This is a genomic window from Luteibacter sp. (genome assembly GCF_036500425.1).
Taxonomy (GTDB): domain Bacteria; phylum Pseudomonadota; class Gammaproteobacteria; order Xanthomonadales; family Rhodanobacteraceae; genus Luteibacter.
This window is the reverse complement of record NZ_DASYCB010000032.1, coordinates 63,413-72,313: the sequence shown is the minus strand read 5'-3', so window position 1 is coordinate 72,313 and position 8,901 is coordinate 63,413. Positions and strand designations below refer to the sequence as shown.

Annotated in this window: 9 protein-coding genes; 1 reads left to right on the top strand and 8 read right to left on the bottom strand. The window is 63.9% G+C overall.

Going from position 1 to position 8,901, the window contains the following annotated elements; all coding sequences use genetic code 11:
• Positions 1-64: 64 nt before the first annotated feature.
• The 5 genes from VGN46_RS08190 to dtd form a co-directional block, all read right to left on the bottom strand.
• Positions 65-475, bottom strand: coding sequence for a VOC family protein (locus tag VGN46_RS08190; RefSeq protein ID WP_331642560.1), 411 nt, complete (start codon positions 473-475; stop codon positions 65-67).
• A gap of 31 nt (positions 476-506) precedes the next feature.
• Positions 507-1,112, bottom strand: coding sequence for a helix-turn-helix transcriptional regulator (locus tag VGN46_RS08185; RefSeq protein ID WP_331642558.1), 606 nt, complete (start codon positions 1,110-1,112; stop codon positions 507-509).
• 131 nt (positions 1,113-1,243) lie between these two features.
• Positions 1,244-1,885, bottom strand: a complete 642-nt coding sequence (locus VGN46_RS08180) for an NYN domain-containing protein (RefSeq protein WP_331642556.1) — start codon at positions 1,883-1,885, stop codon at positions 1,244-1,246.
• A gap of 200 nt (positions 1,886-2,085) precedes the next feature.
• Positions 2,086-3,972 (bottom strand): RNA polymerase sigma factor RpoD, encoded by a 1,887-nt coding sequence (gene rpoD / locus VGN46_RS08175; RefSeq protein ID WP_331642554.1) that lies wholly within the window; start codon positions 3,970-3,972, stop codon positions 2,086-2,088.
• Between the two features lie 179 nt (positions 3,973-4,151).
• The gene (gene dtd / locus VGN46_RS08170) at positions 4,152-4,595 is read right to left on the bottom strand and encodes a D-aminoacyl-tRNA deacylase (RefSeq protein WP_331642551.1); all 444 of its coding nucleotides are present in this window, start codon (positions 4,593-4,595) and stop codon (positions 4,152-4,154) included.
• 56 nt (positions 4,596-4,651) lie between these two features.
• Here dtd and VGN46_RS08165 point away from each other — a divergent pair, with 56 nt between their 5' ends.
• Entirely contained in the window at positions 4,652-5,557 is a 906-nt protein-coding gene (locus tag VGN46_RS08165; protein WP_331642549.1) for a lipid A biosynthesis acyltransferase, read from the top strand.
• On the opposite strand, the gene VGN46_RS08160 is transcribed toward VGN46_RS08165, so the two are convergent.
• The 3 genes from VGN46_RS08160 to VGN46_RS08150 form a co-directional block, all read right to left on the bottom strand.
• Entirely contained in the window at positions 5,532-5,855 is a 324-nt protein-coding gene (locus VGN46_RS08160) for a tetratricopeptide repeat protein (protein ID WP_331642547.1), read from the bottom strand. The genes VGN46_RS08165 and VGN46_RS08160 overlap by 26 nt on opposite strands.
• Positions 5,852-7,792, bottom strand: a complete 1,941-nt coding sequence (locus VGN46_RS08155; RefSeq protein WP_331642545.1) for an ArnT family glycosyltransferase — start codon at positions 7,790-7,792, stop codon at positions 5,852-5,854. The genes VGN46_RS08160 and VGN46_RS08155 overlap by 4 nt, the downstream gene beginning before the upstream one ends.
• Positions 7,793-7,899: 107 nt before the next feature.
• Positions 7,900-8,901 (bottom strand): glycosyltransferase, encoded by a 1,002-nt coding sequence (locus VGN46_RS08150; protein WP_331642543.1) that lies wholly within the window; start codon positions 8,899-8,901, stop codon positions 7,900-7,902.

Below are 8,901 nucleotides of genomic sequence, written 5' to 3'. Positions count from 1 at the left end.
ATGGCCGATCATCCCTGTAGGAGCGCGCTGGCGCGCGATCGCGCGCAAGCCCGCTCCTACAGCGTCAAGCGGCCTGCTGAATCCGAATCATGTTGCCCGCAGGATCGCGCACTGCGCAGTCGCGCACGCCATACGGCTGGTCGGTCGGCTCCTGCACGATATCCGCCTGCTTCGCCTGCAACTGCTCGAAGGTCGCATCAAGGTTTTTGCTGGCGAGCAGGATGATGCCGAAGGTGCCCTTGGCCATCATCTCAGCGATCGTACGGCGCTCATCGTCGGTCACACCCGGGCTGGCTTCCGGCGGGTAGAGCACGATGGATGTCTGCGGCTGGCCGACGGGCCCCACGGTGATCCACCGTTTGCCGCCGTACCCGACATCATTACGCAGTTCGAAACCAAGAATGTCGCGATAGAAGGCGAGGGCGGCGTCAGGGTCGTTCTGGGCGAGGAAGCTGGCGTTGATCGAGATATCCATGGCGTTCTCCGTATCGATGAGGTCAGTGAGCTCAGTCTAGGTCGGGTTTCCCGGTCGCCGCTTCTTGATTCCTGACGGGTCGCGTGACGACACGCGCCACGCACGAGGGCATGCCTTCCGTCGCCTTGGCCTGTTCGCGCCGATACGCCGCCGGCGACATGCCGACAAGTTCCGAGAACCTGGTGCTGAACGTGCCCAGCGATGAGCAGCCTACGGTGAAGCACGCGTCGGTCACGCTGATGTCGCCACGCCGGAACAGCGCCATGGCCCGCTCTACCCGCCGCGTCATCAGGTAGCTGTAGACCGATTCTCCATACGCCGCCTTAAACTGCCGGCTAAGGTGGCCCGCAGACATATGCGCGGCCTGGGCGAGGGCTTCGACATTCAATGGCTGGGCGTAGTCGCGATCGATGCGATCACGGACCCGGCGCAAGGTCGTAAGGTCGCGAATCTGCTTCGTTGAGCCGCGATAGATCGTCATCGCTGGATCGTGGCAGGTGGCCAGCGGCTTCTCAAGTGCGGCCGACGGCAATGCTGCCGCCTCGATGCCGGATAACAAGGTCCCGTTGAACCTATAGCATCCCAAAGAAGCCCTCTCTAGCGGAACGCGACGCGTCGATTCTTTCCAGCTCAGCATTTGGGTGGGCGCCCGTCTTGTGCGCGAGAAATTCCGGCAGACTTAGCTCTACGGATTGCCTCAACGGCTTGTCGCTCCGAGAACATGAAATATATGCGGATATGCGCGCTCTTTGCGGTGCATTGGTAGGTCTAGCGTTCTACAAACCAGTCGGGTGGACAAGTAATCTTGTGACCATCATGAAGCTCGATGACCAGAGGAAACTGCGATCGCGCCAAGTGAACGGGACGGATGGGTCGCACGAAGTCGGCATGGCGACGGAGGTCTATGGCGGGCGCGGTCACCGGGGAAAGTATGCCCACGGTCTTGCCCATGTCCCTGACAAGGCGGAGTGCCTCCGCTAGGTCAGAATCGTTGGAAACCACTACGGCACAGTCGAATTCACCCTTCCACGCATCGTTGGTCATGTGTACCGCGAGATTGACGTCCGACCCTTTTTCCTCGCGTGACCAAATACTCACATATGAGTTCAATGTGTCGCTGCAGGGCTCGACGAGTCGGGCTCGTTTCTGGCGCTCGCGGAATTTTCCATAGTGGATATGCACGCCGCTTGCCTCCAATGCGCGCAGGTAAACATCTTGCCTTGTTGATTTTTCAGGGTCCGCGGGTATGTCTGTGACCCTGGCAGTGAAGTAGCGAACGAGCACGATACTGTTCTCTTCTCGAAGCGCATGCTTCGCGAGTGCAAAAAGGTCGAGCCACTTGACGTTTGACCGACCCTCTAGAAGCCGGTGGAACACATTGAAGCCATCCACGTAAATCGCTGTGCGCACTTTTTCCTGTCCTTGGAAAAGGCAACGCCACCCTCGAAGGGGTGGCGTGCGGCCCGGCGACCGAAACCGACGGGGGGGTGGAGTGATCATGCGACGGGATCCGGTGGCCGTCAATCAGCGAAACCTTACACTGGCATGTGTGTGGGCCAAAAAACGCCCGCTTGCGCGGGCGTTTTCATATCACCGGATGTTCGCCCGAATCAATCGATATCCAGGAACGACCGCAGCGTCTCCGAACGGCTCGGGTGGCGCAGCTTGCGCAGGGCCTTGGCTTCAATCTGGCGGATGCGCTCGCGGGTGACGTCGAACTGCTTGCCGACTTCTTCCAGCGTGTGGTCCGTGTTCATATCGATGCCGAAGCGCATGCGCAGCACCTTGGCCTCACGCGGGGTGAGGCCGGCGAGCACGTCGCGCACGGTTTCCATGAGGCCCGTTTCCGTCGCCGAATCGATCGGCGAGCTGGCGTTGGTGTCCTCGATGAAATCGCCAAGGTGCGAATCTTCATCGTCGCCGATCGGCGTTTCCATGGAGATCGGTTCCTTCGCGATCTTCAGGACCTTGCGGATCTTGTCTTCCGGCATCTCCATTTCCTTGGCCAGTTCTTCCGGCGTCGGCTCACGGCCGAACTGCTGGAGCATCTGGCGGGAGATGCGGTTGAGCTTGTTGATCGTTTCGATCATGTGCACCGGGATACGGATGGTGCGCGCCTGGTCGGCGATCGAACGGGTGATGGCCTGGCGGATCCACCACGTGGCGTACGTGGAGAACTTGTAGCCGCGGCGGTATTCGAACTTGTCCACGGCCTTCATCAGGCCGATGTTGCCTTCCTGGATGAGGTCGAGGAACTGCAGGCCGCGGTTGGTGTACTTCTTGGCGATGGAGATCACGAGGCGCAGGTTGGCCTCGACCATTTCCTTCTTGGCACGGCGGGCCTTGGCCTCGCCCACGGACATGGCGCGGTTGATTTCCTTGATATCGGTGAGCGGCAGGTACAGCGTGCGCTCGATCTGCGCCAGCTTCTCCTGCTCGCCATCGATGGCTTCGCGGAAGTTCTTGATGTTCGGCGACCACTTCTGGCGCTTGCGCGACAGGTCGGCGGCCCACTCGAGGTTGCCTTCGTTCGACGGGAAGCTCTTCAGGAACTCCGCACGCGGCATCTTCACCTGCTTGACGAAGATGTCCATGAGGATGCGCTCGTGGTGACGGATATCGTTCACCACCTCACGCAGCTTGCGCACGAAGCTGTCGATCAGGGCCGAGGGCAGCTTGAGGTTGAGGAACGCCTCGGACATCTGCTCGCGGATCTTCGCGACCTTCTTGTCGTTGATCTCGGCCTTGGGCGCGGACTTCTGGAACTTGCCGTGCAGCGAACGCAGCTCTTCCATGCGGCGCTTCACTTCTTCCGGGTCGGGACCGGTCGGGCCCGCTTCCTCTTCTTCGTCACTGCCACCGCTACCGCCACCGGAGGCATCCGCGCTGTCGTCTTCGTCGTCGCTCTCGCCATCGGAGGCGTCCGAATCGGAATCAGCGGCGGCGGCCTGGGCCTCATCGGCCGCGGCTTCGAGGTCGGCGAAGCCGGCCAGGATCTCGCTGAGGCGGCGCTTGCCTTCCAGGTGCTGGTCGTACTCTTCCAGCAGCAGCTGGATCGTGAGCGGGAACGAGGCAAGCGCGGTCTGGACCTGGTTCAGGCCCTCTTCGATGCGCTTGGCGATGGCGATTTCGCCTTCGCGCGTGAGCAGCTCGACCGTGCCCATCTCGCGCATGTACATGCGCACCGGGTCGGTGGTGCGGCCCACCTCGGAATCGACCGCCGAGAGCAGGGCCACAGCTTCTTCGGCGGCGGATTCGTCATCCGTGCCGGAGCCCGGGGCGCCACCGTCGCTGATGGTGTCGGTATCAGGCGCGGAATCATGGACCTCGATGCCGACGCCCTTGAGCACCGCCATGATGTCTTCGATCTGCTCCGGATCGACAATGTCGTCAGGCAGGTGGTCATTGATTTCGGCATACGTCAGGTAGCCCTGCTCCAAGCCCTTGGAGATGAGCTGCTTGATTTCAGACTGTTGCTCGTGAGCTTTGTTAGTCATGCCGACCGCCGCGGGTTACAGGAACCGATCAGTATAGTCATTTGATGATTTTTTGACCAGTTTTCAAGTGGATTGACCCCATCCGGGGGACGCAAGAATCGCGCCAGAAAGCCTTGCGGGCCGGGCGGTTGCGTCGGGATGGGGGCGGAAGCGGGGGCCCAGGCCCCCCTGGATACGCCTCAGCGCACCTCCAGACGGAAAGTGACCGGGCCATCGTTGATCAGGTGAACCTTCATATGGGCACCAAAGCGCCCGGTTTCCACCCCCCGGGGGTGGGCGTCGCGCGCCAGGGCCACCAGCCGGTCGAACCAGCGTCGGCCCTCCTCGGGTGGCGCGGCGGTGGTGAAGCTGGGTCGCATGCCCTTGCGGGTATCGGCGGCCAGGGTGAACTGGCTCACCAGCAGCAACGCCCCGTCGGTCTCGGCCAGGCCAAGATTCATCTTGCCCTCGGCATCGGAGAACACCCGGTAGCCGAGTAGCCGCTCCAGCATGCGGCGGCACTGGGGCTCGCCATCGCCGGGTTCGACGGCCACGAGCGCAAGCAGCCCGGCGCCGATGGCACCCACCGTTTCTTCGTCGACATCGACGCGCGCGGATTCGACACGCTGGATCAGGGCAATCATGGATTCTGTAGCGGCGGCCGGGCGCCAAGCTTAAAGGAGCGGTTACCATTCGGGGAATGCGCCCGGACATTTACCTTCTCTACCTGCTGCTCCGCCTGGTCAGCCTGCTGCCCCTACGCACCGTCCACGCCATCGGCGCCTGGATCGGTCGCCGTTCGCTGCGTTCGCATTCCCGGAGTGCCCGCTACACGGCGACGAACCTGGGCCTGACCCGGCCGGAGCTCGCCGCCGATGAGCGCGCGCTACTCCTGCGCCGCACGATGGAAGAGGAGGGCAAGGGCGCCACGGAGATCGCAGCGATCTGGGGCGGCGGCTCGGACAAGGCCCTGGGCCTGGTCCGCGAGGTGGTGGGCGGCGAGTTGTTCGAGGCCGCCCTGGCCTCGGGTAAGGGCGTGATCATCGCCGCGCCGCACCTTGGCTGCTGGGAGTTGCTGAATTACTGGCTGTGCAGCAAGACGCCCATGGCGATCCTGTATCGGCCGCCGCGCATCCACGCGATCGAGGCCCTGCTGCGCAAGGTCCGCGGCAAGCTGGCGCCAGAGCAAGTGCGTGCGGAAGGCGCTGGCGTGCGTACCCTGTTCAAGCGGCTGGGCGCGGGCGGAACGGTGGGCATTCTTCCGGACCAGAAGCCGCGCGAGGGCGAGGGCGAGTTCGCACCGTTCTTTGGCGTGGATGCACTCACCATGGTGCTGTTGCCCCGGCTCGCCTCGCGTACGGGGGCGACCGTGCTCTTCAGCTTCGCCGAGCGCCTGCCCGATGGCCGGGGGTTTCGCATTCATGTGCTGCCGGCACCGGAAGGCGTGGCCGATGCCGACACGAAGGTCGCTTGCGCGGCCCTCAACCGTGGCGTGCAGCAGTGCGTCGAGATCGCGTTCCCGCAGTACCAGTGGCATTACAAGCGGTTCACGGCGCACGACCGGCCGGACCCCTACAAGGTCAGCCCTTCCGCGACAGCCGGTTGAGGAAAACCGTCATTTCCTTGCTGGCCTGAACGTCGCCACGCGCCGTGGCGACCTCGATACCCTGGCGCCACGCATCGGCGGCACCCGCTTCGTCGTCCATGGCGAGCAGGGTCTTGCCGAGCAGCTTCCACGCGGCGGAGTAGGCGGGATCGAAGCCCAGGGCGTCGCGAAACGCGAGCGCGGCGTCCGCGTATTGCCCATCCGCCAGCAACGCGTTGCCAATCGAGAAGCGCAGCAGCGCGCCATCACGCACGCCGCCCACCTGGGCACGCAGTCGCTCGACCAGAGGATCGGTCATCGCACGGCGGCGCGGGTGCGCCAGTAGTCGAGCGGGTACAACTGGGTCGGCACGCTGGGCTCGGCGGGCACGCGGCCGCTCTGCAGGGCATTCAGCGTGGCGGCATCCCAGATCATCAGCCAGCCCGTGCGCGACGGTTGGACCAGGCGGGCGAAACGGTATGCCTCGGCCGGCGGATGCTTGGCATACGAAATGATCAGGCCATCCGGATGATGCTGGGCAAAATCGTCCAGGGTATCGCCGTCGTGCACGACGGTATCGTCATCATCGTCGGTGGAGACCGTTACGCCGGGTTTCACCTTGATCTTGGCGATGGGGTGCATCAGGCGGCCAGCAAAATGGTACTGGCCGTTATACGACACGCCGAGGTTGCCGATGGGCCGGCCCGCACTATCGGCCTGTGCAAGATAGAGCGATGCAGGCGTCAGGTCGTAGCGGTACCAGAGGCCCAGGGTGAACAGCGCATTGAGTGCTACCGTGCCGATCAGGCCAGCAAACGCGAGCCGACGCATCTCGCCACGCCCGCGCAAGAGCAGCAAGGCGCCCAGCACGATGAATACCACGCCGAAAAAGCGGGCGTACGGCGCCATGCCGGTAAGCCAGATATTGTCAGGAAAGCGTGTCGGTACCACGGCGGGCATGGCGAACAACACGATCGCCAGCAAAAAGGCGCCGACCGAGAGCGGCCAGGTGCCGAGTGCACAATGGTTGGCGAGTTTCGGATGGCGCTCGCGCAGGTCGGCGACGCAGGCCGCGACCAGCATGGTCACGCCACCCAGCTCCGGCAGCAGGTAATAGAGCTGCTTGCCCGTGATCAGCGAAAACACCAGGAAGGTCGGCAGCAGCCAGCACACGAGGAAGCGCAGGCCCGGTTCGAGCGGCTGGCGCATCAGCGCGATAAACAGCGGTACCACCAACAACACGATCAGCAGCTTGTCGATCAATGGCGGGAAATGCGCCAGCATCGAGACGAGCAGCAGGACCAGGGCGGCGGCGGCGCAGGCGATCGACCCGGAAGCGCCTGGGCGCCAGGGCTTGCGGAGCAGCGTTGCAGGTAAAGCCACGAGGCCGCGCAGCCAGCCACTCAGCGGAAACACGATGACCGGCAGGAACAGCAGGTAATACCACGCTGGGTGCGCGTGGTTCTGCAGATCCTGCGCATGCGTATCGACGACGCGGCCGGCGGTCTGGGTGAAGAACAGGCGCTGCCGATAGGCTTCGCCACCCGCTTCGCCAGCCGGGATCGCCCATGCGATCAGGATCGCCAGGCCGATGAGCAGGCCAAGCAGGCCCATGCCGTACCAACGTGCCTTGTTTTCCCGGGCCCAGTCATTCCACAGCGGGCCGAGGAGGAAGGGAAACAGCACATGCAGCAGCATGACCGGTCCCTTGGTCAGCAGGCCGGCGCCGACGATTAACCCGAAAAGCCACCAGCGTGGTGCTGCACGGGTGGCCGTTGGCACCAGGCAAAGCAGGGCCGAAAGCACCCAGGCGCAGAGCAGTACTTCGTACATGATCTGCAGGCCGAACAGGAACGCGTAGGCGAATGCCATGAGCAGCCACGGCGTCGCCTTGGCCACCCAGGGGCGCGCCGGGAACAGGCGGCCGGCGAGGACCGACGCGAGCACGAGTTGAGCGCCGCCAAAGATGACTTCGAGCAGCCGCGGCCATACGTCGCTGACGCCGAAAACCGCCCAGCCTGCGTGGATCATCCAGAACAGCAGGGGCACTTTTTCGCTGTACGGCTCGCCATTGATGTGCGGCACGAGCCACTGGTGGTGCGCCCACATATCCCACGCGACCGCCAGGGTCCGCGTTGAAAACATCGGCATCGGGCCGTGCGAAAAGATAGCCAGCAGGGCCATGGCGGCCCACAGCGGCAACCAGGGCCACAGGGCGCGAATATGTTCCGAGCGGGTATAGGCGCTGTTGGACAAGGGCGTCGTTACCGTTAAGGGATCATGAATTCTAAACGCACGATCGCGAGAATAGCTGACTTTAGTCGTACAGCCTGGTCTGTCGCTGGCGCGTCTAGGCGGGCGGGTCAGCGCTGAAGAAGGTCGTCGAGCGCCCGCCCGAGTCGTTGCGGGAATCCCGCCTGGTTGGCTTCGTACCACTGCCGGGCCGCGTGGCCGAGGGCCATGGCCTCGTCATCCGGCATCCGGATGATCCGTTCCACGCACGCTTCGAGCGCGGCTTCGTCGAACTGCCATAGGGTCGCCGCATTGAGCGTGCCGTTTTCGTGCGCTGCGACGCGCATGCCACGCTCGTCAGTGATCAGTTCGTTCATCGGCGCGCCATCGGTGGCAAGGACCACCGCGCCACAACTCATCGCCTCGACGATGTAGTGCCCCCAGCCTTCGGCCTCCGAAAGACACAAGTGGAACAGGTGGGCATTCTGCAGGCGCCGGATCGCCTCGATATCGGAGAGAAAGGTCACCTGGTGATCGAGGTTGGGAGCGGCGGGCGGGTGGTTGGGCGCTGCGACGGAGGGCGATTGCAGCACATGGAGCGTCGGCCACTCCGGGTGCCGGCGCCATACCTCGAGCAGCCGCTCCGTGCCCTTCATGCGGCTGCCGCCAGCCAGGTGCAGGAATGCCCGGTCTCGCGCGACATCGGTTCGGCGGCAGTCTGTGCTGATGAAGCCGAACTGCGCTGTCGGCAGGCCGAGCCCGCGGAAGGTATCCCGTGCACTGTCGGTCTTGCACAGGATGGTGTCGAAGCGATGCAGGTAGCGGCGATCGCGACGGCTTAACCACTCCGGGTGCGGGACCAGCGCGTTGCGCCGGGACATGCCGAGGTAACCCGGATGAACGTGCTCGATGGTGAGGCCAAGGTCATAGCGGTACGGCCCCTTGCCCAGCAGCCAGCGCGCACGCATGGCCAGCGTCTTGCCCCAGGCGCGCCACGGTAGCCCGTGGGCGCGCTGGGGCGTCCGCGTCACCGTGACTTCGTGGCCAAGGTCACGCAGGGCCTGTTCGAACAGGCGGATGTCATGGGTAAGCCCGCGTCCGTTGTCCCAGGCGATGAGGTTGATCGATGCCAT

Bases quoted from the DNA above. Each gene is read 5' to 3' on its own strand.
- VGN46_RS08150 (WP_331642543.1), bottom strand. From the start codon at position 8,901: ATGGCATCGATCAACCTCATCGCCTGGGACAACGGACGCGGGCTTACC.
- VGN46_RS08185 (WP_331642558.1), bottom strand. From the start codon at position 1,112: ATGCTGAGCTGGAAAGAATCGACGCGTCGCGTTCCGCTAGAGAGGGCT.
- dtd (WP_331642551.1), bottom strand. From the start codon at position 4,595: ATGATTGCCCTGATCCAGCGTGTCGAATCCGCGCGCGTCGATGTCGAC.
- rpoD (WP_331642554.1), bottom strand. From the start codon at position 3,972: ATGACTAACAAAGCTCACGAGCAACAGTCTGAAATCAAGCAGCTCATC.
- VGN46_RS08190 (WP_331642560.1), bottom strand. From the start codon at position 475: ATGGATATCTCGATCAACGCCAGCTTCCTCGCCCAGAACGACCCTGAC.
- VGN46_RS08165 (WP_331642549.1), top strand. From the start codon at position 4,652: ATGCGCCCGGACATTTACCTTCTCTACCTGCTGCTCCGCCTGGTCAGC.
- VGN46_RS08160 (WP_331642547.1), bottom strand. From the start codon at position 5,855: ATGACCGATCCTCTGGTCGAGCGACTGCGTGCCCAGGTGGGCGGCGTG.